At 42.1% G+C, this 24,043-nt stretch carries 22 protein-coding genes; 9 read left to right on the top strand and 13 right to left on the bottom strand.

Annotated elements, in window-relative coordinates; genetic code table 11:
- Window positions 1-172: 172 nt before the first annotated feature.
- From FO442_RS10480 to FO442_RS10470, 3 genes are all read left to right on the top strand, one after another.
- Window positions 173-1,459 (top strand): pyridoxal phosphate-dependent aminotransferase, encoded by a 1,287-nt coding sequence (locus FO442_RS10480; protein ID WP_144333205.1) that lies wholly within the window; start codon window positions 173-175, stop codon window positions 1,457-1,459.
- A gap of 237 nt (window positions 1,460-1,696) precedes the next feature.
- Window positions 1,697-4,564: a M43 family zinc metalloprotease gene (locus tag FO442_RS10475; RefSeq protein ID WP_144333133.1), complete on the top strand. Its 2,868-nt coding sequence runs from the start codon at window positions 1,697-1,699 to the stop codon at window positions 4,562-4,564.
- Window positions 4,565-4,835: 271 nt separating this feature from the next.
- A complete protein-coding gene (locus FO442_RS10470) occupies window positions 4,836-5,948 on the top strand; it encodes a hypothetical protein (RefSeq protein ID WP_144333132.1) in 1,113 nt (370 codons plus the stop codon).
- A gap of 79 nt (window positions 5,949-6,027) precedes the next feature.
- Here the strand turns inward: FO442_RS10470 and creD are convergent, their stop codons facing one another.
- From creD to yidD, 4 genes are all read right to left on the bottom strand, one after another.
- Window positions 6,028-7,305, bottom strand: a complete 1,278-nt coding sequence (gene creD / locus FO442_RS10465; protein ID WP_144333131.1) for a cell envelope integrity protein CreD — start codon at window positions 7,303-7,305, stop codon at window positions 6,028-6,030.
- A 53-nt stretch (window positions 7,306-7,358) separates the two neighbouring features.
- A complete protein-coding gene (locus tag FO442_RS10460; protein ID WP_144333130.1) occupies window positions 7,359-7,658 on the bottom strand; it encodes a winged helix-turn-helix domain-containing protein in 300 nt (99 codons plus the stop codon).
- Window positions 7,658-8,266, bottom strand: a complete 609-nt coding sequence (locus FO442_RS10455) for a hypothetical protein (RefSeq protein WP_144333129.1) — start codon at window positions 8,264-8,266, stop codon at window positions 7,658-7,660. The genes FO442_RS10460 and FO442_RS10455 overlap by 1 nt, the downstream gene beginning before the upstream one ends.
- Window positions 8,267-8,368: 102 nt before the next feature.
- Window positions 8,369-8,626 (bottom strand): membrane protein insertion efficiency factor YidD, encoded by a 258-nt coding sequence (gene yidD, locus FO442_RS10450; protein ID WP_144333128.1) that lies wholly within the window; start codon window positions 8,624-8,626, stop codon window positions 8,369-8,371.
- A 64-nt stretch (window positions 8,627-8,690) separates the two neighbouring features.
- On the opposite strand from yidD, the gene FO442_RS10445 reads away from it, so the two are divergent.
- Together FO442_RS10445 and FO442_RS10440 are read left to right on the top strand one after the other, a co-directional pair.
- A complete protein-coding gene (locus FO442_RS10445) occupies window positions 8,691-9,797 on the top strand; it encodes an LBF_2804 family protein (RefSeq protein ID WP_144333127.1) in 1,107 nt (368 codons plus the stop codon).
- Between the two features lie 207 nt (window positions 9,798-10,004).
- The gene (locus FO442_RS10440) at window positions 10,005-10,958 is read left to right on the top strand and encodes a transglycosylase SLT domain-containing protein (protein WP_144333126.1); all 954 of its coding nucleotides are present in this window, start codon (window positions 10,005-10,007) and stop codon (window positions 10,956-10,958) included.
- Between the two features lie 5 nt (window positions 10,959-10,963).
- On the opposite strand, the gene FO442_RS10435 is transcribed toward FO442_RS10440, so the two are convergent.
- Together FO442_RS10435 and FO442_RS10430 are read right to left on the bottom strand one after the other, a co-directional pair.
- On the bottom strand, window positions 10,964-11,335 hold the full coding sequence (locus tag FO442_RS10435) for a methionine-R-sulfoxide reductase (RefSeq protein ID WP_144333125.1): 372 nt from the start codon (window positions 11,333-11,335) through the stop codon (window positions 10,964-10,966).
- Window positions 11,336-11,514: 179 nt separating this feature from the next.
- On the bottom strand, window positions 11,515-13,005 hold the full coding sequence (locus FO442_RS10430; RefSeq protein WP_144333124.1) for a hypothetical protein: 1,491 nt from the start codon (window positions 13,003-13,005) through the stop codon (window positions 11,515-11,517).
- A 101-nt stretch (window positions 13,006-13,106) separates the two neighbouring features.
- On the opposite strand from FO442_RS10430, the gene FO442_RS10425 reads away from it, so the two are divergent.
- Entirely contained in the window at window positions 13,107-13,673 is a 567-nt protein-coding gene (locus FO442_RS10425) for a hypothetical protein (protein WP_144333123.1), read from the top strand.
- Window positions 13,674-13,854: 181 nt separating this feature from the next.
- Here the strand turns inward: FO442_RS10425 and FO442_RS10420 are convergent, their stop codons facing one another.
- The 5 genes from FO442_RS10420 to FO442_RS10400 all read right to left on the bottom strand — a co-directional run bounded on the left by FO442_RS10420 (window position 13,855) and on the right by FO442_RS10400 (window position 17,232).
- On the bottom strand, window positions 13,855-14,730 hold the full coding sequence (locus FO442_RS10420) for a choice-of-anchor V domain-containing protein (protein WP_186280047.1): 876 nt from the start codon (window positions 14,728-14,730) through the stop codon (window positions 13,855-13,857).
- Between the two features lie 188 nt (window positions 14,731-14,918).
- Window positions 14,919-15,284 carry a c-type cytochrome gene (locus tag FO442_RS10415; protein ID WP_144333121.1) on the bottom strand — a complete coding sequence of 122 codons (366 nt, stop codon included), beginning with the start codon at window positions 15,282-15,284 and terminating at the stop codon, window positions 14,919-14,921.
- Window positions 15,285-15,689: a hypothetical protein gene (locus FO442_RS10410; RefSeq protein ID WP_144333120.1), complete on the bottom strand. Its 405-nt coding sequence runs from the start codon at window positions 15,687-15,689 to the stop codon at window positions 15,285-15,287.
- 6 nt (window positions 15,690-15,695) lie between these two features.
- Window positions 15,696-16,235 carry a YceI family protein gene (locus tag FO442_RS10405; RefSeq protein WP_144333119.1) on the bottom strand — a complete coding sequence of 180 codons (540 nt, stop codon included), beginning with the start codon at window positions 16,233-16,235 and terminating at the stop codon, window positions 15,696-15,698.
- 82 nt (window positions 16,236-16,317) lie between these two features.
- Window positions 16,318-17,232: a DUF5777 family beta-barrel protein gene (locus FO442_RS10400; RefSeq protein WP_144333118.1), complete on the bottom strand. Its 915-nt coding sequence runs from the start codon at window positions 17,230-17,232 to the stop codon at window positions 16,318-16,320.
- Window positions 17,233-17,489: 257 nt separating this feature from the next.
- Here FO442_RS10400 and FO442_RS10395 point away from each other — a divergent pair, with 257 nt between their 5' ends.
- Window positions 17,490-18,239 carry a hypothetical protein gene (locus tag FO442_RS10395; protein ID WP_144333117.1) on the top strand — a complete coding sequence of 250 codons (750 nt, stop codon included), beginning with the start codon at window positions 17,490-17,492 and terminating at the stop codon, window positions 18,237-18,239.
- Window positions 18,240-18,297: 58 nt separating this feature from the next.
- Here the strand turns inward: FO442_RS10395 and FO442_RS10390 are convergent, their stop codons facing one another.
- On the bottom strand, window positions 18,298-19,254 hold the full coding sequence (locus tag FO442_RS10390; protein WP_144333116.1) for an acetyl-CoA carboxylase carboxyltransferase subunit alpha: 957 nt from the start codon (window positions 19,252-19,254) through the stop codon (window positions 18,298-18,300).
- A gap of 59 nt (window positions 19,255-19,313) precedes the next feature.
- Between FO442_RS10390 and ispE the strand changes: the two genes are divergently transcribed.
- Window positions 19,314-20,117 (top strand): 4-(cytidine 5'-diphospho)-2-C-methyl-D-erythritol kinase, encoded by an 804-nt coding sequence (gene ispE, locus FO442_RS10385; protein ID WP_144333115.1) that lies wholly within the window; start codon window positions 19,314-19,316, stop codon window positions 20,115-20,117.
- Window positions 20,118-20,215: 98 nt separating this feature from the next.
- On the opposite strand, the gene FO442_RS10380 is transcribed toward ispE, so the two are convergent.
- Window positions 20,216-22,471: a T9SS type A sorting domain-containing protein gene (locus tag FO442_RS10380; RefSeq protein WP_144333114.1), complete on the bottom strand. Its 2,256-nt coding sequence runs from the start codon at window positions 22,469-22,471 to the stop codon at window positions 20,216-20,218.
- Window positions 22,472-22,562: 91 nt separating this feature from the next.
- Here FO442_RS10380 and FO442_RS10375 point away from each other — a divergent pair, with 91 nt between their 5' ends.
- Entirely contained in the window at window positions 22,563-23,810 is a 1,248-nt protein-coding gene (locus tag FO442_RS10375) for a PKD domain-containing protein (protein ID WP_144333113.1), read from the top strand.
- Window positions 23,811-24,043: the final 233 nt, after the last annotated feature.

The following is a 24,043-nucleotide window of genomic DNA, read 5'->3' as shown; positions in this document are numbered from 1 at the left end:
TCGGATATTCTGACATCAGGACTGGGTTTTATTCTTTTATGAGAATTTAAGTCCTAACATCCTGAAATCCTAATTAACATCTCTAATATTTTGACCGAATTTTAAAATTTCGTTTCATGAATGCTAACAATTGTGTATATTTTTGCGACACTAATTTTAAGTAGTCATGGCTATGAATACAAAAAATGAACTTTCAACTCCGCGTGTTTCTAAATTGGCAGAACATATTATTGGTTCTGAGATCATCAAGTTAGCTGCAGAGGTTAATGAGAAGATCAAGCAAGGGGAAAAGGTTTATAACCTGACGATCGGGGATTTTAATCCGAAAGTTTTTCCGATACCGATTGAATTAAAGCAGTTCATCCAGGAAGCATACGAAGATGATCAGACAAATTATCCGGCTGCAGATGGGATGTTGGAATTGCGCCAGGCAGTTTCTCAGCTGCTGAGTAAACGCGGAGACCTGGAATATGCGACGGACGAAATCGTTATTACCGGTGGTGCCCGCCCGGCAATTTATGCTATTTTCAAGGCAATTGTCGATCCGGGAGATGCGGTTATTTTTCCTGTTCCATCGTGGAATAACAATCATTATACTTATTTGAATAACGCTCGTCCGATTTTGATCGAAACCAGTCCGGAGAATAATTTCATGCCACGTGCAGAAGAAATTGCTCCGTTCCTTCCGGAGGCAAGTTTATTGGCCCTGTGTTCGCCTTTAAACCCTACAGGAACGGTTTTTTCAAAAGAAGACCTGGAGCAGATCTGTGATTTGGTATTGGCTGAAAATAACAAACGCACATTATCCGGTATGAAACCACTGTATGTGATGTACGACCAGATTTACTGGCCGTTAACACATGGTTCAATTGAACACTATAATCCGGTTTCCCTGCGTCCCGAAATGCGCGAATATACCTTGTTTGTAGACGGAATTTCGAAATCCCTGGCAGCTACCGGAGTTCGTGTAGGATGGACTATGGGACCCAAGTTCGTCATCAACAAGATCAAATCGATCTTAACACATGTGGGAGCTTGGGCGCCAAAAGCAGAGCAGGTGGCCACGGCAAACTATTTAAATGAACTAAGTCAGTACGATAAGTATCTGAACCACATCAAATCGGAAATCAATGCGCGTTTGGTCGGGTTTTATAACGGAATCCAGTCGTTGAAATCGGCGGGACACCGCATCGATGCGATTGCTCCAGAGGCAGCAATCTATCTGACAGTCCAATTTGCCTTACACGGTTTGAAAACCGAATCTGGCAAGGTGCTTGAAACCACGCAGGATGTGACGAAATATATCCTGGATGAAGCAAAAGTAGCGATCGTTCCGTTCTATGCTTTCGGGTCTTCAGATGATTCCAATTGGTATCGTCTTTCTGTCGGAACCTGTAAACTGGAAGATGTGGACGGAGTCATTTCGAATCTGAAAGCTGCTCTGGAGAAACTGAAGTAAGCGATCCGAAAAATAAATTTACCGGGTTGTAAGTTAATTCAATCCGGTTTTTTGTTTTGAATAAGTTGTATTTTAATAGTATCAACGATGTTTTTGTGAAATAATAAACCTGTTTTTTACCCGAAAAGATATTCACAAATTCATTTATTGGGATCAGGATGAGGTTTTTGAAATGATTTTTTGATTAAATTTCACTCCCAGAACTAAAAAACTATATTTCAAAATTAAACTACGCTTATGAGAAAACTCTTCTTTTCTGTAGCTATGCTATGGGGATTTACTTCCTTTTCGCAAGTTACCCAATCAAAACCTCAACAGCTTGTCTCTCCCCAAGAAGTTGAAAAATGCAGCCAGCATCACCGCATGCAAGAGATGCAATTACACGATCCGGCGCGTTACGCAACCGTTTTCAGAGAAACCATTGATCCGAAGCCGAAAGGACATTCTACTCCGACGGTTAAATCTACCGGGTTAGTTTATACCATTCCTGTCGTTTTCCACATTCTCCATAACGGCGGAACAGAGAATATCTCGGACGCCCAGGTAGCGGATGCATTGGCCATTTTAAACCGGGATTACCGAAGATTAAATGCAGACGCGGATAATGTGGCTGCTCCATTTCAAGGGATGCCTACGGACGCCGAGATCAATTTCGTTTTTGCTACAGTTGCGCCTAACGGAAACTGTTTTTCGGGGATTACCCGTACACAGAATACGATCACGAATGACGGTTCGGACGGTCAGTTGCAGGTTAATGCGATTGTTGCCGGCAATAATGTGTACCAAGGTGTTTGGGCACACAACAAGTACCTGAATATTTATGTGTGTAAAGATATCGGTGGTGCAGCAGGTTATACATTCAACCCGAATGGAAATTCCACTGCGAATGCAACCAATATGTATTACAACGGAATTTTTATTTTGGATGATTACTGTGGCTCGATCGGTACGGCATCGGTTACAAATAGCCGTGCATTAACGCATGAAGTGGGGCACTGGCTGAACCTTTCACACGTTTGGGGTGATAATAACAATCCGGGAACTGCTTCAAGTTGTTCAATTGATGATCATGTGCAGGATACACCGATGTGTATTGGGGTGACAAATTGTAATAACCTAAGTATTAATACATGTGACGACACGAATGATCCGAATAATTTCAGTTCATGGGCAACGAACGTGATTGACAACATTGAGAATTACATGGACTATTCCTACTGTTCCAAAATGTTTACACAGGGGCAGGTTACCCGCATGAGAGCTTCATTGACCAGCAGTGTGGGCGGAAGAAGCAATATCTGGACAACAGCTAATTTGAATGCTGTCGGTGGCGGACCGGGAACATCGCTTTGCGCATTGGATTTCAACGCAAACCAACCAACCATGTGTACCGGAACAACGGTTACATATACCCCTAGCCAGACATCCGGAATTGCGACCTACTCCTGGTCTTTCCCTGGCGGAACGCCATCGACTTCAACGGCTGTGAGTCCAACGGTTACTTATCCTACAGCAGGAACCTATAATGCGAGCTTGAGTGTAACAGCTACATCGAATGGAGCAACTTATTCCAAGTCGAAGACCAATTATATTACCGTAACTTCCAATGCGACAGTGAGCTTACCTATCAGTGAAGGATTTGTTTCTACCACATTCCCGCCTACAGGATGGACGATAGTTGATCCGAATGGTTCCGGAACCTGGACGCGATCTTCCACCGTTGGACGAGCGCCAACTGCAGGAAATTCCTTGAAGTTTGACAATTACAATATTGTATCGGGAAGTGATGAAATGCGTTTGCCAAAAGCAGATATTGCCGCTTATTCGAGTGCCCGTTTAGTATTTGATGTGGCTTATGCACCTTATAATTCGAACTATTATGATGGATTGGAAGTGCTGGTTTCTACAGATTGCGGAAATACGTTTACCACCGTTTACTCCAAATCAAATACTACTTTGGCAACAGCAAATGCAACAACTGGTTCTTTCTCACCAAGCGTGTCTCAATGGAGATCCGATACCGTGGATTTGACCCCGTACGTCGGCAATAGTATTGTTTGGATTTCTTTCCGAAATATCGGAGGAAACGGAAATAACATCTATATTGATAATATCAATCTAACTGGAGTAAGCGGTACTCCAACCGCACCGGTTGCATCGTTTAGTTCTACAAGTCAATCAATCTGCGCAGGCCAGTCGGTAACTTATACCAGCACATCGACGAATAACCCGACTTCTTACAGTTGGTCGTTCCCGGGTGGAACACCTTCCAGTTCGACTTCTGCGAGTCAGGTAGTGACTTACCCGACAGCCGGAACCTATAACGTAACTTTAACAGCGACCAATTCCGGCGGATCGAATGCATCCAATCAAACGGGATATATTACTGTGAATGCAGCACCAGCGGCGCCAACAATTACTTCCGGTGGAGCAACTACATTCTGCCAGGGAGGATCGGTTACACTGACTTCTTCTACCGGATCAGCTACCACTTGGTCGAATGCTGCCAGCGGATCTTCTATTACGGTTTCGACTTCCGGGACATATACTGCAACAACGACTGTCGCTTCTTGTCCTTCTGTGGCATCCAACAGTATTTCAGTGACGGTGAATCCGAATCCAACGGTCAGCTTCGGCTCAGTTCCGATGCTTTGTGTAACGGACGGACCTTATACCCTGATACAGGGAAGCCCGGCAGGAGGAACTTATTCAGGTAGCGGTGTGAGCGGAAACCAGTTTAATCCAGCAACAGTAGGAATCAGTTCTACTACGGTAACCTACAACTACACCAATGGAAATGGTTGTTCGGGTTCTGCCCAGACAACAGTTACCGTTGACGGTTGTGCGTCGATTGCTGAAAATGAATTGGACTTCATTACGGTTTATCCGAATCCGTCTACCGGATCATTTACTATTTCTTCGGGAGTGGTGAACTTAAATTCAATTAAGGTATTTAATGCATTAGGTCAAGTGGTTTACGAGATAAGCAACCTGCAGGATTCCAAACAGGATGTCGATCTGAAAAATATGGCAAAAGGTGTTTACACGATCCGGGTTTTAACGGAGGTTGGTACGCAGCATATTCCAATTGTATTAGAGAAGTAAATAATTGACTTATTAAGTCTGAAGAGGGCTGTTACGTAATGTAGCAGCCTTTTTTGTTATATCATAATATGATGATAACAAGATGTTCTGTTTTCGTGATATAACGAAGAAACGAATTTGAATGTTAGTTTTCAAACAAAAAAATAGAATACTGTTTTATTTAAAAATGTTGTACGGAATATCGCAACAGTGAGAAATCAAGGTGCAGAATTCCGTTTTCTATTCCTATGCATACCTAGCAAATTTGTCCTGAAACTTAAAATTGAAAACCATGAAAAAACTAGTTCTAATGTGTTTGGGATTATATACTTATGAATCGTTTGCTCAAACATCACAGCTGCCTTCAATGGTCATTGCGGGAATTGAGGTTCGGAACATCGCTTCCAATGAAGATATTTTGCGCTCTGTAATCTACAAAAGCCTGGTAAATTCTAAAAAGTACGTTGTAAACGATCGATACGATGTTGCTGAAAAGCTGGGGGATAATAAAATGAAAGAATGCATGGGGAAGGATTGTCTTGGAAAAGTAGGCAACCAGTTGAGTTCTGATTTTGCAATGAGTGCCAGTTATGAAGGCCTTGGTGACCGCATCCTTATTTCGATGAAAATTGTCAATGTAAAAACCGGTGAAATAGACCGGAATGAAATTGAACAATTTGAAAATCAACCGCGCGAATTGAACCGGATGACGGACATCATGATTTATAAGTTGTTGAAAATGGACGTAGATCTATCCGTTTATAAAGCATTGTTTTTTAAAGATGGTCCGACAGCAAGTACCGGCTTGGGAAAGATGAATAATTCAGGTCCCCGCATTGGTTTTGCAGTTGCAACAGGAGAAAACGGTGAGTTTTTCACCCGGAATGAGCGCGACGGAGGAGTGGGGACCTTGCCCGTCTTGTTCAATATCGGTTACCAATTGGAAGTGCAATATGCCGGAAGTGAAAAGTTTAGCGGTTTGTTTGAGTTTTTGGGAAATGTTGCAGGAATGGAACACGGTACTCCAATACCTTCATTGGCTATTATGCATGGTGTACGTTTTGGAAAGGGGGCCTGGGAAATTGCCATGGGGCCGTCGTTTACGATGAAACGCCTGATTTCAGGAACAACAGATTATGATGGAAAATTTCACACCTTCCAGGAGCTGAACGACGATATGGGCGTGACAAATGCCGCGCATATGGATTATTTTAAACGACCGGATACGCGAGGAGCAACCTACTTTTCTACCAACTTCATCTTCGCATTCGGGAAGACCTTCCGCCCGGGAGCTCTGAATGTTCCTTTGAATTTTTACGCGAGTATGAATAAATACGGAACGATCTACGGAATTTCGCTTGGAATCAACATCACCCGATCACGTAAATACACCTACACCAAATAAATCACAAGGAGAGATGGAGAGAGGAAAATCCCCGGTTGCTGAATCCGCCGCAGCGGAAAGTGCCGGGGATTTTTGTAACTCACATTTTTAATCGCCGGGTAAAGCTCATGATGGCGGAAAGAACCGCGAATAATCCCAAACTTCCGACTATTAAAGCATAGGTTTCCAAATTCACAATCACATACAGGAAACCGTAAAGAATAGAAATGGCGGCAAGAATGGTGAACGCAAACTTCAGCGATCGAAGAACAGAATAAGCATACCAGCTCAATAAAGACAGGATTCCGATACTGGCAGCCAAGTAGGAACGGGCAAAACCGAATTGCTCGGAGAAAGAAAGCAGAATGACGTAAAACAAAATGAGAGAAAGACCCACCATCAAATAATGAAGTGGATGGATCACCATTTTTCCGATCAGTTCGATGAGGTAAAACACCGTGAAGGTTAACAAAATCACTAAGATGGCATATTTCACCGTTCGTTCGTTTAATTGATACTGATCGACCGATTCTAGGAAATCCACTGATGCTTCAGATAAATTTCCATAAGGTTTTGATTGATTGATGCCCACTTTGGAATTCTGGGCAATATTCATCATGCTCCAGGCACTTTTAAACCCCTTTTTGATTTGAAATGAATCCGGATTTGGAAGAGAAGTTCCGGAAAAGGATGGATTTTCCCAGTTTGAAGTCATTTGATATGCACTTTTTTTGGCAAAACCTTTTAAGATGATTTTCCCGGAACCATTGATAGTGTAAGTGGTATTGACATTGATTTGGGTGGTTGATTTGTCAATAGTGAATGGAGCCGTTGCATAAAATAACTTGTCCGGACTGCTTTCTGCCGTGGTTTCCTGTTCGACATCCAGTCCTTTTCCGTTGACTTCTATTTTTCCCATGTTCGAGATACGGGTTTTGGTCAGGGCTAACAAACCGATCTGAACTTTTGAAAGATCCAGGTTTGGATTGTTCAGATTCGGGATGAATACTGCTGAGGTATGATTGTTGGATTGAAAGACGGGGAAATGATAAATTCCGCGCTTTTTGGTACTTGCATTTACATGGAGTGTGGTATTCTCACTTTCCGGGAAGTAGAACAGGTGTTGTTTGCTGTTTTTGAGAGGAATCCGCAGCACCAATCCTTTATACATGAAATCACTTCCCCATTCGGAACGGATTTCTTCTTTGATGGTTTCTGCCCGGTCTTTTCGTTCCTGGATCAGGAATATGACCCGTGCCAGAGGAGGAAGAAGAAAGATAGTGATTGTTCCGATCAAGAGAAAACGCCCGAATGGCGCGTTCAGGAACTTCATAAAACCGTTAGGCTCTTGCTTGTCTGTCGTTGTTTGAGTTTTCATTCTGTTTAATTTAAAAGAACTTTGAATTTCAAAGTAATTGAATAAAAAAATAGCTATTTACTTGTTTTGATTAATTGCTCAAGCGCGGCCAGATGCTTGGCAAATGTCTGTTTCCCCAGTGGGGTTGCTTCGTATGTAGTGTTGGGTTTTTTACCGATAAATTGTTTCTTAATGTCAATGTATTCCGATTGTTCCAAAGCCTTGATATGAGAAGCCAGGTTTCCGTCTGTAACTTCCAGCAGCTCTTTGAGCCTGTTAAAGTCCACAGAATCGTTCACCATCAGGATGGACATGATTCCCAGCCTGATCCGATGGTCAAACGTTTTGTTGATATCTGATATAATACTTGTCATTACTTCTTATAATCGTATTTCAGATACATGTATGCACCATAAAAAATGTGACAAACTCCGAAACCGAACATCCAAAAATACAAACCATAACCAATATAGAGACTATTTATCAGTCCCAGAATAATAAAGACAAAGCCTAAATTTCGCAAGGTTTCGAAAGAATAACGGCTCGCATTGACCAGCGCAATTCCATAAAACAATAACGTGACGGGGGATACCAATCCGAAATCCCGTTTGGTGACCAAAATAATAGCGAACAATCCTCCGGTAACTAGTGGGACCATGAAACTCATGATAAACAATTTGGATACTTTGTTCCAGATGACTTCGTTCTTTCTTTTTGCTTTCCGGACCGAAAAAATAACGCCTGTTGCAAAGGATAGTACCATCACAGCCACTGCAATAATGGTAACTGTCAGGAATTCGGAAGAATTAAACCGGAGAGGAGAAATGAAACGCGCCCTCATGGAGTAAACAATCCCTGCTCCGATCAATGCATAGGTGCCTGCAAGGATTCCTGAAATACCTGATAAGGACAAAAACTTTGAGGATTTTTGCATCATGGATTGGATCTCCTGAAGCTGTGCTAAATATTTTTCATTTTCCATAAAAGAACTTTGTAATTCAAAGTAAAATAAAATAAATGAATTGGCGAAATGTTTTTAGTTTTTTTTTGAAAAGTTCAAAGTAGAACTGCTTAAATTGCTCGCTTAGTCTTTTTTACAGGAACATTTTTTTTCGGGAACAGGATCATATCCGTGTCCACCCCAGGGATGACAGCGACTAATTCGTCTGGTTCCCAGCCACAGACCTTTGATTGGTCCATGGATTCTTAGCGCTTCTATCATGTATGCGGAACAGGTTGGATCGTACCGGCAGGCATTGGGAAGAATAGGACTGATGATCCACTGGTAGATTTTTACCGGGATGATCAAAACGGAAATAAAAAATTGTCGGATGTATTTCATGTCTTTCTTCCATGCAAAGTTACATAAGAATGGAACACTTATTTTGTAATTTTAGCCAATACTTATGGAAGAAATTCAAAAGAAGCGAAACAAGAGCATTGCATTTCGACTGGGAAATACGTATTTAAGTAAAAAAACAGCAGCTATCCGGAATGAGGAAAGGAGGGGCTATACACTCAATGCGGAGCAAAAAAAGCAGCTGAAGAAGCTGCAGGTGCAGGTTTACCTGATTGCCGGTCTGATCGGTGCCTGTGCGGTGATGTTGGTCATTTTTCCGTTCCATTTTTCCAATTTATTGGATGCACAGCACTTCGAACTGTTCGGGTATACATTTGATTTTGAGTTATACTATACCTTATACGCTGTCGTGATGATCTTCCCGGAGATCTGGCTCCTGAATATGCTGAATATATACGCTGTTCGCCGCATTTGTGAGATTTACAGGTATCCTTCCGCTTCCCGGGAAGATTACAGGGAACAGGTTGCCCTGTTGACGGAAGCCGGTTTGGAAATGCCCGCGAAGCACATGAAATTATTGGAAATAGATCCGTATATCGGACTTACGCGATTTTCGTATTACGTACTTTTGCTCGGGACTAAATTGAAGGCGACCCTATCGAATGTACTGATGAAATTTTTGGTCAGACGTCTTCTCGGAAGGTATGCCTTGCGGATTGTTACTGATTTAATCGGGATTCCGATTTTTGCTTTTTGGAATGCCTGGAGCAGCCGGCAAGTGATGAAAGAAGCACAGATGCGGATTGTTGCTACGGCTGCCACGAGGGATTTTATGAGTGAATTCCCCGAAGAACGGTTGGTACAGGTAAAGGAAAAGTTAAACAAATTGTTTCATTTTATTGCTCAACAGAAAAGGCAATACAACTTTGCACTTTATTCCTTTATGAAAGAAGTACTGGCAATTTTTCCCGATTTGGACCTGAAGTATGACCGGGAAGTCAAGATTGATGAGCTGTTCGGTCAACATGTCCAGGAAAATGAAACGATTGCGCGATTACTGATTTTCGGGTTGATTGTGGACGGTACATTTTCCGTCAAAGAGCGTCTGACTATCCGGAAAGTGGCTAAGGAAGAATGGTTCCCGGTTTCTATTGATGAAATGGAAGTTATTTTGAAAGCATATGTGAACGGGGAAGGATTAAAGCGATTTTGAAAATATCCCGGCGGCTTGAAAGAGTGGGAGAAAAGGGCGGTTAACTTCGAAGAACACTTTTTGTGACTCCGGGTCTTTAGCGGTGAAGAAAAAGCAGATGATGACCAAAGTGAAAACAGAACAACTTAAGAAGTTAAAATTTCACAGACTTATTGCAATTTTCACTTGCTTTTCTTACTTTGCATCACCCAAAAACCCACAACAACAATGAAACGCAACACTCTCCTTGCAATACTTGCGTGTATTCCGGTTATTGCCTCCTCACAAAATTCGAATTGGGAAAAAGAAATGATCGCTGTTACGGAAGGTACTTCTGAACATATTATTATGGGTGCAGCAGGAATACAGGCAGCACAGTGGGATCAGCTTCAGCATCCTAAGTTTTGGCAGCAGATTATGATCCTTTCACCGGATTCCGTTTTGATCAACGTGGGTTCTACCCGGCAGATTATTGCAAAAATGTCGAATAAAGACTGGCATACGCAAACGGAAGCTCAAAAGACCATCTTCAAAGACAGTGTCCGCACATTACTTGGTTTGAAAGCAGACGAGCGGATTAATGTGACTACCGGAAAAAATGATTTTTATCGGTTTGACCTGGTCTTTGAGAGTCTTCCGAAAGGTGTTTCTGCATTTGAGGGGTTCGGTGTCGATCCGTGGTATGCACAATCCATTTTGCTGATTGAAAGCCCGGGAAGGATGCAAAAATCTTCGGTAGGTGCTTACGGCCCGTTCCAATTGATGCCCGCCGTTGCCCGTTCCATGGGGTTAACAGTGAATCGTTCGGTAGATGAACGAAAAGATTTTATGCGTTCGGCCTACGCCGCTTCCCAATTGTTGAAACGGATTTGTATTCCTTCAGCGAAAGGGATTGCCGAAAGTGCGGGATTGGTTGTGGACGAACAATCTATTTGGTTCCGTTTATTGACGATGCATGTGTATCACGCCGGAGCATTGAATGTCAAAGCTGTTGTAAATGCCATAGGACCGGTTAGTTCGGGAGAAGAATTGATTCAGAAAATGTGGGTAACCAGTGCGGCGAGCTTTGGAAATGCATCTCAGAATTATTCCCAATTGGCTTTGGCTGCGCACATTCAATTAAACCAGATTATTCAGCGAAAAGGGGTTCCCGTATATTCGTGCAGTACAATCGTTGAATAACGAAGTTATTCTTTCTTAAATAAGATACTTAAGGAGTTAACGCAATGGCGCGTGTCTTTGGGAGTGAAGTGTTCACCGGTAAAAACATGGCCAAGGTGTCCTTCGCAATTGGCGCAGATAATTTCTACACGCCTTCCGTCGGGATCGGGAATGCGTTTCACGCTTCCTGGAATTTCATCGTCAAATGATGGCCATCCGCAGCCTGAATCAAATTTATCGGAACTTCTGTATAACGGAGCTTCACAACGACGGCATACAAAAACACCTTGCTCGTCCCATTTGTTGTATTGACCTGTAAAGGGGTATTCCGTTCCTTTTCGCACAATGATACGCTCTTCATCCGGAGTCAGTGGATTCCAATCTTTCTTTTCTTTCATCAGTTTAATTTGGCATTACAAGGTACAAAAAAAAGGAATGTGCGAGATAAGAAATATGAACTGAAAATAAAATTGTTTTTGAATTTAATTGCCTGATTTACATTGTGTTTTGAATGTTGTGTAAACAAAAAAAGGTTGCTCCGAACGAACAACCTTTCCACATGATATAGTCAATTGATTTAAACTCCCATCGCATCCATTTTGTCCATGATTTGATTTGCATAAAAATCAGTTACTTGTTTCAGAATATTTACGTGTTTCTTTTTCGCTGCGATCACGATTTTTGAACCATCCCTGTTCGCGTTGACAGTTACGTATTGAAGGATCTCGATCACTTTCGCTGCGTCTTCCAGCTCCAGGCTTTTTACATCCATTTTTTCAAAAGCAATGAACAGGGAAAAACTATCCTCACCGAAATGCTTAGCGTAAGGGGGCAGGCTTAATTTTCCTCCCGTTTTTTTTCCGCTTGAAGCAAAGATTCCATTCTTCGTTGATTTAACTGTCAGATCTCCCATTACATACGTGTCTCCTTTCTTTTCTGCAAGAGCTGAGAATTGGTCATCCATCATTTTTTGCAAAAGATCTCCTTTCGGACCAAGGCCCAAGTAGCTGTTGTATTCCAGTTCCATTCCCATAGCAGATTGAGGGTCCCCCTTCAGGACCATTCCTGCATGACCTGAAAATAATTTGGAAAGTGGGTTTTGCCCGAGTGCCAATAATGCAAATTTCACTTCCCCCGGAAAATCTTCTGTTAACCGTTTTTGTGCTGTTGGTAAGTAATCATTCAGGAAACTTTCCCCTTTTCGCAAGTCCAGGTTCATTGCAACTCCCATCCAAGGATCGCCGCCGCCCAATTGGCTGACCAACATTTTTCCGTTGTTATCCTTGAAGAATAATTCGTCCTTTAAGTCTTCCGAAAACAGGTTATCAGATTCAATCGTAGCCATTCCATCCGTGAAATTCACTACTGTCTTGATGTATGCGTCTTCAACCAATTCATCCAGGTGTTCTTTCTTTTCAGCAGGAAGTATTTCCAATTCTGTGTTCGATGTATGCAACAGGCGTGCAACGTCAATTCCTGAAACAATATCTCCTGTTTGTGCGACAATATCTGCTGTTTTGCCTTCGGAAAGATCTCCTTCCGTTAACGCAAATGCCTCTTTCATTTTTGTTTTTCCGTCATAATCTCCCGGTTTACTGATCACGATCAGCAATTTGTTCCGGATTCCGAATGTAACGTCGTCTTCCTGGTGATAGGAAATGTCACCGTCCTTATCTAGTGCATACCCCATTTCACTAATGATGGATGCCAGACTGTCCTGGTTTTTAATGTTGATGATGGCATAGACTGTTTCCGGTGTGCCGTCATGGCCGAACGGAGCTTCCAACGCATAGTAAATCGGTTTGTCAATTTCCAGACCTCTTTTCCAGTTTCCGAGGACGCTTCCTAAAATGGTGTTTACTTTCGGGATGCTTTTATAATCTGCATGGTTGAGGATATTCATGGCGCTGATGTGCCCAAAGGCAACGATTTTTTCATTACCTTCAATTATCGCTGAAGCAGCATCGGCTGCGTCGCGTTCCGAAGAGTCGGATGAGCAAGCGCTGAATATCAAAATTCCGATAATTGCAAATAAGCTGAATACCAGTGATTTATTGTATTTTTTCATGAGTAATTTTTTGTTTCAAATGGACACTCAAATGTAGACTTTCTTTTTAATTTCGAAGTTCTTATTTACAATTTTTATTCCAAATTTAAAACGCTGATCCCGTGCATTTTATTGAACCTTATTTTAATTGGAGACACTTATATATCGCTTCCGAGGATTCACTTTCGCCATTTTATGACAGAGAATACAGTGAATTTGAATTTACTGACCGGATTTATAATTTCCTGATCCATCCGCAGTGGGATAATATCGGTTCAAGAACGCTTTTTGCTAAAATCCTGTTTGCGGATTATGAAGAGGGGTACGCGATCCTGGAATTTATCGGGGAGTGGAATGATGCGATAGAGAATGATATCATGACTCTGAAACGAAATGTGATCGAGGAAATGATGCCGCATGGAATTAATAAGTTTATCCTCATCGGGGAGAACGTTTTGAATTTTCACTATTCAGACGACTGTTATTATGAAGAATGGTTTGACGAAGTGGAAGATGGCTGGATTGCCCTGGTCAATTTTCATGATCACGTCATTCATGAATTTGAAAAAGCGCGGGTGGACCATTATTTTGTAATGGGAGGCGACTTGGAGGATATTGAATGGAGGACCGTTACGCCTTCCCAGTTTTACGAACGGGTGGAGGAATTGGTTCAGAGAAGAATCGGATAGTTTAATTACGAATGAGATCCATTAAGAGGCATTTGCTATAAAAACTTTGCGCCCTTCAACTCTTTGCGGTGAAAAATAACTGCAGAGAATCAAAGAGCGCAAAGGGATCATTTTAGTCAATCTTCCGCCACGGACTTTTCGCCAACTGTGGCAGGCTGTTTTTCAAGAGCACTGCTCTTTCTTATTTGGAAATAAAGATTCTTTTCATTGTCATGTTATTATCTACCGAAACATTGACCATGTAAATTCCACTTTTTAATTCATTGTCCAATCGAACTGAAAGCGCGCTCTCACCGGCACTGACGTGCCCGAGGTTTTCTGTGAAAACTGATCTTCCGTTGAGCTCAACTACATTCACGAACACCGAACCGTCCACTTTGCTGTTTAGTTGGATATTCAGTGAATTCGTGTTTTCCTGGTAAGCAATTTGTGTTTCCACTTTGGCAGAAACTTCCGCTATTCCGGCCTGGGATCCGAACGGATGCTGTGATGTGCGAATAATATCACCGTTATCGCTGCTGTTGTTGTTTGTTTGATTCGTTGCCAGGTAGAAAGTCACCGTTCCCACATTGGTTGCGGGCGATGTCCAGTTGAAAGACCAACTCGTTAGGCTCGTACCCGCTAATTTATGTGTAACACGTGATTTTCCTCCGGAAGTAATTGTCTTCGTATGTGTTCCGTCTGTGATTGTCCAGGTTCCGGCTACGGTATTGTTCGGGTTCAAAGCAACGATTTCAAATCCGTTTTTTACATTGTTTGTCGCCATACTGACCTGAACCTGATAAGTAGTTGATGGTTGGTATTCCGTAACAGCATTTCCTCCTTCAAGAAGGGTAACGGAATTGAATCCGGATCCGCTCTGAACTGTTCCTGCATGGCATTGTGTACAAGTACCGTCACCGGGAGCACCCGTTCTTCCTCCCGGACTTCCGGCCTGGTTTAATGTATGGTAATTCTTGCTGAAGTTTTTAACTTTTTGAACCGACTCATTTGCTGAAAAGCTCAGCAAAAAACCGGATGCAGCCAATAGTCCGATATAAATGTAGTTTTTATTCATAATGTGTTTTTCTGTTGTTTCACATAACCTGTCCATTCGGGTTGCGTGCTTACTAAGTTATGTGTGTACCGGTTTTTTACTGTTATGAAATTGCCGTAATTAGTTGTGAATTTCCGAAGCAGCAGGTTTTTTTCTCGCTGTCAATTGGAATTCTAACGGAATTTTCAATTGTTGTTTTGAATGGATTTTTAGTTATTCAGAGTTCCTTGCTGAAGCCAACATTGAAACTGTTGAATCAATGAATCTGCAAGAGCAGGGCCTCCCTCCGGCATGAGTTGCGGAGTTCCTCGTAATGCATGAATAATTTGATCTGCGTTTTGAGAAATTTCCGCATGATTTGAAAGGACCGGAGATGTTCCGGCCCCGGCTCCATGGCATCCGGAACAGTTTTCTTCAATCATTGGTGCAATTTGTGTGCTGAATGAAATAGTCCCGTTACAGAAAACCTCAGGAAGAGGAGGAGGAGTTTTTGCTTTTGAACATGCACCGGCGGCAAGCAGTGTTAAAACAATCATGCCGCTCAATGCATAGAATGGAGCGTGTATTTTTTTCATTTATTTAATAAATAAAGGTTTAAAGGTCATACAGGAAAGTGCCGGGATGAATACGAATGGAATCATATACCCTTTGAAATAATCGATCATGGCCATGGAATCCTCGTTTTTGAATTCGGGATCATTCATGGTGAAGATGTAGAATACCAGCGATACGGAAAACCCTGAAAGGATGAAATTACAAATAAAACCGGCGAACGATTTATTTCGGACCAATGCGTGAATACCTGTACTCAGTATGCTGATTCCCAGTGTAATCATCAGTGAAAAGCACAATAGGTGCCAATAACCGCTTACTTCTGTAAAATCTGCAATCATGCTTTTGTAAATGGATGAATAGGTCCACGAGATCAGCGATGAAAACAGGCCCGCAGTTAATGCGAGAAAAAAAAAGTGTTTAAACATCCGCATTTATTTTTCGCTTACCGGAATGGAATAGGAGATATTCATGAGATCAGGAACAGCATCGCTTTTGTGTCCTACCCCGTAATCTATGCGGTTGACGGTAAACTTGCCGCTAAACGTAAGATCATTTCCCGATTTGGATACGGTTGCCGGAATTTTCTTCTCCTTGGTAACGCCCTTCATTGTCAGTTTTCCAGTGATGGAATAGTTCTCCCCGGATTTTTCCACTTTGGAGGAAACAAATTTAATTGTAGGATACTTGTCTGCTTCAAACCACTCGGAAGTCTGCGCTTTTTTGTTCTGCATCGAGTTTCCGGTATTGATGGAGTTCACTTCAATTGAAATATCAAATTTGGCATTCGCCAGATCATTTTCATCAAACTTGATAGTTCCTTTTGCTTTTTTAAACTCCCCGGAAGGATCCCTGCTTTTGAATGCGATGGTAAATCCTTCTTTGAAGGTGTAATCTTTTGAAGCGGTAAGTGTTACAAAAGCCGAGCTTGCGAACAGGCAAACTGCTAAGGCCGGATAAATTAATTTTTTCATAATCAGTTGTTTTTATGGTTATTTAAAATATTCAAAGACCTTGGTTTTTAATTTGTTAGTTCCTTTGAATTCTTAAACTTGTTTATTGACCGAACTCGAACTTTCTTCCTATACAAAAACCAATCCTAAATTGACCTTTTAACCAATTGTCGTAGGTGTTGGTGATGAATTGTGTTTCTCCGAAACCTCGTGCATTGGTCAGGTAGATCGTGAAATTATGTCCGAAAGTCAACCATTCTACGGCAAATCCGAGACTGTTGAAGTTGGCTTTGCGTATTCCCTTATCCTGGAAAACCTGGTAATATTCCACCATGATTCCCAAACGCTGGGTAATAGACCAACGCATCGCTCCTCCAAGGGCAAACAAGGTATTTTGATCATCTGCGGCAACATAGTTTCGATGGACCATTGTTGGCATAAGGGCTAAACTAACCAGGTCTCCGAACTTGCGTGCAATATTCAGTGATGCGGAATAAGAAAAGCGGTATTCCTGTTTAGGAAAATGTCCGACCGCATAAATATCAGGAAGTGCTTTCATGTAGGTATAGAACATGCTTCCGGTTACTGCAAGTGAAATGGGCATTCCCTTCTTGCGTTGCTGCAGAATGCGGTATTTACCGAAACCGTCGAGTAATGAACGGTAAGGGGTTCCGTTTCCTTTACTTCTTCCCACGCCGATCATGATATTATTGGTAATCCCGTATTCAAATCCCAACCGAATGTCACTTGAATTATCCAATCCGAACCAGTTTTGAACTCCTCCGTTTGAACCTGCAAGATCTCCGAACCGGTGTTCAACCCGGAATTCAAGAACACCTTTTCGCAGGCATTCTACCGAATGACCGCTCACGATTCGGGTTGATTGAAATGTTTGTTCCACCAGATCCGTATCAACCGAGCTTTCCGTTTCCGCAGCTTCCGTTGAATCCGCTTCCTGAGCACCAGATAAATGTGGGAGGAAACACGCTGCTCCTATAAATAATAGCTTTTGAATCATTTTAGTTCGTTTCTTTTTGTTTGCCAAGATAATATTTACCCCGGAAAATAACTACGTATTATAATGCACAATTCATCCGATGGTTGGAATGCTTTTTGAAAATAAGCTGTTTTAGTAAAAAGTAAAGGAGGGATAAAAAGAGTTCAACTAAAAACACATTACCAGGTTGGAGAGTTGGGTATAATCACTAACTTTGTAATACTGAAACAGATAAAACTGTGAACAACTTCTTGACTTGCGTATTTGTATTGCTTTTTTTGAACGCACATTCAAAAGACCATTTGGTAGTTTTGGAATGGCGATTCAAAGGGATTGAAGTTGGATATGATCATTTAAACAGATGTAAAGTATCTGTTGACGGACTGGATCTGCCGGTTTCAGCATCCTTTCGCCAAAGTGATTGGGGAACCTATTCCTTAACTCTTTCAAAATCCATCCACAGGATCCGGCTTGTAAATGAAGCGTATTACGAAGGCAGGTGGATGGAGCATACTTTTGAGAATGAATTCAGTATCAATGCTATTTGCGAGTTTGACGTCCATGCTAAACAAGTCATGAAGGTTCGGATAGAGTTTGATCTGAACGGAGCTGAAGTTTCCATTATCCGGTTTGGGAAGGATGGAAAAGAATTAGATATAAATCAACCGGATTCCAGGTTCAGGGGGAAACACTATCCGATGAAAATTGACTGGCAGTTCATTCACGTGGAAGAAGGGTATGATCATCCTTCACGCATGATGGTTTTTGTAGATAATGTTGTATACGGAATTTCCGATCAATCTGTTGAGAGTAAGGGCGGAATCTTTGCTTTGAAAATTCCAAAAGGAATGCACCGGATCCGGATCGTGAACCAATCATTTGTGAATGGGACTTGGCAGGATCACACGATTGTGAATAATTATTCGGTGGAAGCTGTTTATGAGAAACTGGTAACGGTGAAAAAAGGTGTCAAAGTAAGCCTGTTGATTGATCTGAATAATGAAGAAACGGTAACTAATTGGGAATAAAAATAAGTAGAGATGGAAAATTTTCCGTCCCTACTTATTTATCATAAATTCCTCTGTGTTATCCGTTCCAAACACCCATTGAATTGAATTTTTCGATGCGTTCTTCCACTCGTTGTTCAGGTTTTTTTGCATCCAATTCACTTAGGTATTGAATGATTTTATCCTTTACGTTTTGGAAGCTTGCTTCCTGGTCTCTGTGAGCACCGGCAAGTGGTTCTTCAATCACATCGTCAACCAATTTCAGTCGTTTCATATCCGAACTCGTTAGTTTCAACGCTTCCGCAGCTTTTTCTTTGAACTCCCAAGATCTCCATAAAATGGAAGAGCATGATTCCGGAGAAATAACCGAATACCAGGTATTTTCCATCATAACGACTTTATCACCGACACCGATTCCCAAAGCTCCACCGGATGCACCTTCACCGATGATGATGCAAATTACAGGAACTTTCAACTGCATCATTTCATAAATGTTGCGGGCAATGGCCTCTCCTTGTCCTCTTTCTTCCGCTTCCAACCCCGGAAATGCTCCAGGAGTGTCGATAAACGTTACAATCGGTTTGTTGAATTTTTCAGCCAATTTCATCAAACGCAAAGCCTTGCGGTATCCTTCCGGATTCGGCATTCCGAAATTACGGTACTGGCGCATTTTGGTATTGATCCCTTTCTGCTGACCGATAAACATGACCGTTCTTCCGTCAAGTAACCCGAAACCGCCAATCATGGCTTTGTCGTCTCTTACCGTTCTGTCCCCGTGCAATTCCTGGAAAGAAAAACCGGTGATTGCATTGATGTAAGCCAATGTATAGGGTCTGTCAGGATGACGGGACAGTTGAACGCGTTGCCATGGGGTCAACTTGCTGAATATTTCTTTTGTTTTTTTGGTAAGTGCCTCTTCCAGATCACGGATCTTGTCGGACATATCGACGCCTGTACTGTTGCCGATCTCACGTGTTTGTTCAATTTGTTCTTCTAAAGCCTTTAAAGGTTCTTCAAAATCTAAATATGTAGACATAATTGCTATTTTGAGGGGCGAAATTTACGAAAATAGTTCGCATCTATTAATTTTACGGCATGATTAATTTTCCAACATGCAAAATAAACCTGGGTTTGCACATCCTGAAAAGACGGGAGGATGGTTACCATGAGATTGAAACTGGGATGTTGGAACTTCCGTTTAATGATATCCTCGAATTGGTCGAAAGTGAGAAACCGGCATTTACCTCATCTGGACTGGAAATCCCCGGTTATGGGAATTTGGTTTTAGATGCTGAAAAGGAATTTCGAAAATACAAAGCTATTCCAACAGTATCTTTCCACCTGCACAAACTGATCCCGATGGGAGGCGGCTTGGGAGGCGGTTCTTCGGATGCGGCTTTTGCCTTGAAGTTAATGCGCGACCATTATGCGCCTGAGATCGGAAACGAAACCTTGAAGGAAATGGCTTCCTCTATAGGTTCTGATTGTGCTTTTTTTATCGAAGGAGGAATTCAGTATGCGACAGGCCGCGGAGAAATTTTGAGCTCCTTGGCCTGTGATCTGAAAAATAAGTGGGTCGTATTGGTAAACCTGGGGATTCACATTTCTACTAAAGAAGCATTTGAAGGAGTAGTCCCGGATAATACGCGTGCTCCATTGATTGAGGTGTTACAGCAACCGGTCCAAACCTGGAAAACTCATTTAGTGAATGATTTTGAACGATTTGTTTTCCTGAAATACCCACAATTGGAACAGGTTAAAAAAGAGTTGTATGAGAACGGAGCGGTCTATGCGGCTATGACAGGTTCCGGATCAACTCTGTACGGGATTTTTGAATCGGAAATCCAATGTATTCAATGGTCGCAACAAGTCGCTTTTGAAACTTATCTGAGACTTTAGTTTTCTTTCTTCAGGAATTTTGAAATTTCCAAGTTCCCAAATTAGAGTGTTCCCAAAGATACGAACAGATTGTTTTTAACTTGTTGATTTTAAGTTGGTTAGTTTTTTATAAAGTTCAAGTGCTCAATTCTTCCATTCATCTCAAGTACAAAATAATAGGAACCGCTGCTCAGATCGCTTACATCAATTGTCGTTCCCGAAAGTGCCACGAACTGTTTTTGTCCTAGGTTGTTATATACTCCATGAAGTTCCAACCCGGAAGAAGATCCGTTTTTTGCCAGAACCTGTACCCATTGATTTCCGGGATTTGGGAACAACACCAGGTTTGATTCTGCCTTCCATTCATTTAAGGAGGAAGTGCTTAAAGGATCAGCTTCGAAAAGGAATAGTCCGCCTAAATCCTGCCCGACAAACAGGTTCAGGAAGCCGTTCCCGTCAATGTCGTTGACAAAAACGGTGCTGTATAGACCGGTTTCCAGGTCCAGGTAACTGTCCGAATACAAACTGAAGGTATCTCCATCGGTTAAATGACCGTCAATGTTCCTGTAATAGTTCAGTTTTCCATTGTAGGCCCCGACGAATAAATGGGTGGTGTCGTTTTCCCGGAAAAAATGTGGAGCGGCATATCCGTCCGGGTTGGGTGAAATATCCACTTGTCCCAGGTTTTGTGTGATCAGGGTAAAAATGGGATTGCTGCCCGTGCCTGTATTTTGATAATAGGATATTTCTCCAGTTTTTCTTCCAATGACCAGGTCCAATAATCCGTCCTTGTTCAGGTCGAAAAGTTGCGGGAAAGCATACGATACCACGTTGATCGTTGTTCCGTTGTGATCTGTTAAAGGAGTTGCTGCTCCAAAGCTCAGTGAATTTCCCGATCCGGCATTGTTGGTGAAACGGACCAGGTTACCATTTTCCTGGCCGATAATCAAATCAGAATCACCGTCACCGTCCAGATCTCCGAAAGTCGGAACGGCCCGTAATCCCAATCCAAGGGAAGAAAGTCCCAGGTAATCATTGTTTACAAGCGTGAATTCCGGGTTGGAAGCGGTTCCTGTATTTCGATATAATTGGAATACGGATTCCAGGTTCAGCGTCGGTTTATAGCGTACGAAGTTTGCAACCAGCAGGTCTTTCAAGCCGTCACCATTCTCGTCTACTAATACAGGAATACTCCCCAAGCCGTGATCAATCATATCCTTTTGCAGGAAATTGTTTTCCTGGAAAACAAAATTGGGGAGGGCATTCGTTCCCGTATTCTTGAAGAATTGCACACTTTTTTGGTTTTCGGAAACTGTTCGGGCGTTCGGGGCGACGATGAGGTCTTTTTTTCCGTCAAAGTCCACATCTTCCCAATAAATGGCAGGGAATAATTGCATGTAACCCGGATTTGCTGCAGAAGGAAAATCGTGCGTCTGACTGATCATTGCCGAATTGGTATTGGGAGCTGTTCCACCGTTCATTAACAAACTGATTCCCGGATAAGAGACATCGCCCAGGATGAGGTCCATGACTCCATTATTATTCAGGTCGATTGCAAGGATCGTGGAACCGGAATGTCGTGTAATGCTTTCATTTTCTATCTCTTTCCCGGGGTTTTCCGGTCGCAGTGGATTCGGAATGTCCCCGTTTTCACATGGGTAAGCGGTTTCATTCAGGAATAAATCATTGCTGTTTGCGTCCTCACTGAATTTTCCCCAACACTGATTTTTCAGGATAAAGATCAGGGAATCCGGAATTCCGTAAAGCTCCATGCTTTGGTTCTGATGGTAAAGGAGATTCTGACCCCCGATGTGGAAGGTTAACACATCCATATCTCCGTCAAAATCGACATCGGTATAGGCCGGAATATCTCCTGCACTCACATACAAGTTGGAAATGTCTCCGGCATAATCTGTTTGCAAAATGTCTGTAATCAACTGCCATTGCAGGCCGACCGATGCGTTTCCTATGTTCCGGTACACCTTGACTCCCCCGATTCCATACGTGAAAAGGTCTTTTCTCCCATCTGCATCATAGTCCACGAAGGCAGCCCGGTACCTGCAATCGGCGGGAAAAAAACGGAATCCTTTGTAAACATATTGGTATCCGTGAACAGATGCGTTGATGGTATGTTCCATCAAAACAAACTCATCTCCGCTTCGGTCAAAGATTACCAAATCATCCAGTCCATCGAAATTATAATCGATCGTGGAAAACTGTCCGTAATTGATTCCGCCTGCCCAGGGATTTTTCAATGTGGTGGTTCCGTTCTTCACCGGGATGTTCGGATTGTATTCAAATCCCAGGTAAGTCTGCGAAAGAACCGGGTGAGAACTTGCGATGATCGAAATTAGGGCAATGAAGACATTTTTCATTTGTTTAGGATTACAATACCACCGGTAAAATAAGGCAAATATTCGGGCAACTCCAAAACCGGAACAGTGTTTAAGAGTAAAACGTACTAAAATGAAAAAAATTACCTGTCCGTTGCGGTGGATCCTTTTCCTCTTTTGTTTCCCGGTTGTTGGTTCTTATGTCTGTGCACAGGATTCTGTTTCTGTTCTTTTCATTGGAAACAGTTATACCTATGTAAACGATCTTCCGGGCACTTTCGGAGCACTTGCTGCTAATCTTGGAAAAGAACTAACCATAGACTCCAAGACAAACGGAGGTTATACTTTTCAAAATCACACAACAGATCCGTTAACCTATTCGAAAATCCATTCCAAACCCTGGGATGTAGTAGTGATTCAGGGGCAAAGCCAGGAGCCGAGCTTTCCGGATGTCCAGGTTAATACGCAGACTTTGCCTTATGCGATGCAGTTATCTGACAGTATTTGGGCGAATAATCCCTGCAGTAATGTGATGTATTACATGACCTGGGGAAGACAGAACGGTGATTCGCAATGGTCGGAGATCAATACATTCGAGAAAATGAATACGCGCTTGTATCATGCATACATGCGCATGGCGGATTCCAGCGATCGCGCAATGGTGTCACCGGTTGGAAGGGTTTGGTCATATGTTCGCGCAAACTATCCGTTAATTAATCTCTACAATGCAGATGAATCGCATCCATCTTTAGAAGGTACCTATCTGGCTGCATGTACTTTTTACACATCTCTTTTCAGGGAATCTCCATCCGGATCGGATTATCATCCGGGAATAGGTGCGGGAGAAGCATGGGTTTTGCAAAATGCAGCTGCGGCAGTTATTCTGGATTCACTGGATCATTTTCACCTGCATCCTGTTGATGAACCGACACAAGCTTCTTTTACCCTGGTCCAAAATGGAGACACGATTCAGCTGACAAATACCAGTTCAAGAGCAACAACTTATACCTGGGATTTTGGGGATGGTCAAAGTGCAATAACGGAAGATGCGCAACACACATTCGGGGGAAACGGAATTTATAATGTTCAATTAATTGCTTCCTCTTCCTGCAATACGGACACTTTTTCAATCCAGGTGACGACCCTTGGAGTGCACGATCATCTTTTTGATGGAATTAAAGTAAAAACAAGTGATGAATTCATTGAATTGACCTCTTCAGGAGGTACATTTTTAATCCGCACATTCAGTATTGATGGAAAATTGTTAACCGAACAATCACTGTCGAATAAGAATCCGCTAATGATCTCCAGGATAAACCAGTTCCAGGTACTTCATTTGACTGATTCCGGGGGATTTGAAAAAGTTATTCGCATTTTCTAGAGAGAAGCCGCCAACTTAAAGTTTCAAGAATATAGTTAATATAGTCAACTATTATTTAACACTAATGTTAAAAAACGATTTTTTAAAATTTTAGTACTAAAAAGCAACAGAATGTCTAAATGATTAACGTTTTTAGGCTTTTAGGAGCATTGGTTTTTATCGGGTGTCCGAATCGTTTCAAATTATTACGTTAAATAATTAACATGCTTTCACATTCTTTTTCACCCTCGTTT

It is taken from the genome of Fluviicola chungangensis, assembly GCF_007558725.1.
Classification (GTDB): Bacteria; Bacteroidota; Bacteroidia; order Flavobacteriales_D; family Crocinitomicaceae; genus Fluviicola; species Fluviicola chungangensis.
This window is presented reverse-complemented; position numbering and strand designations above follow the sequence as displayed.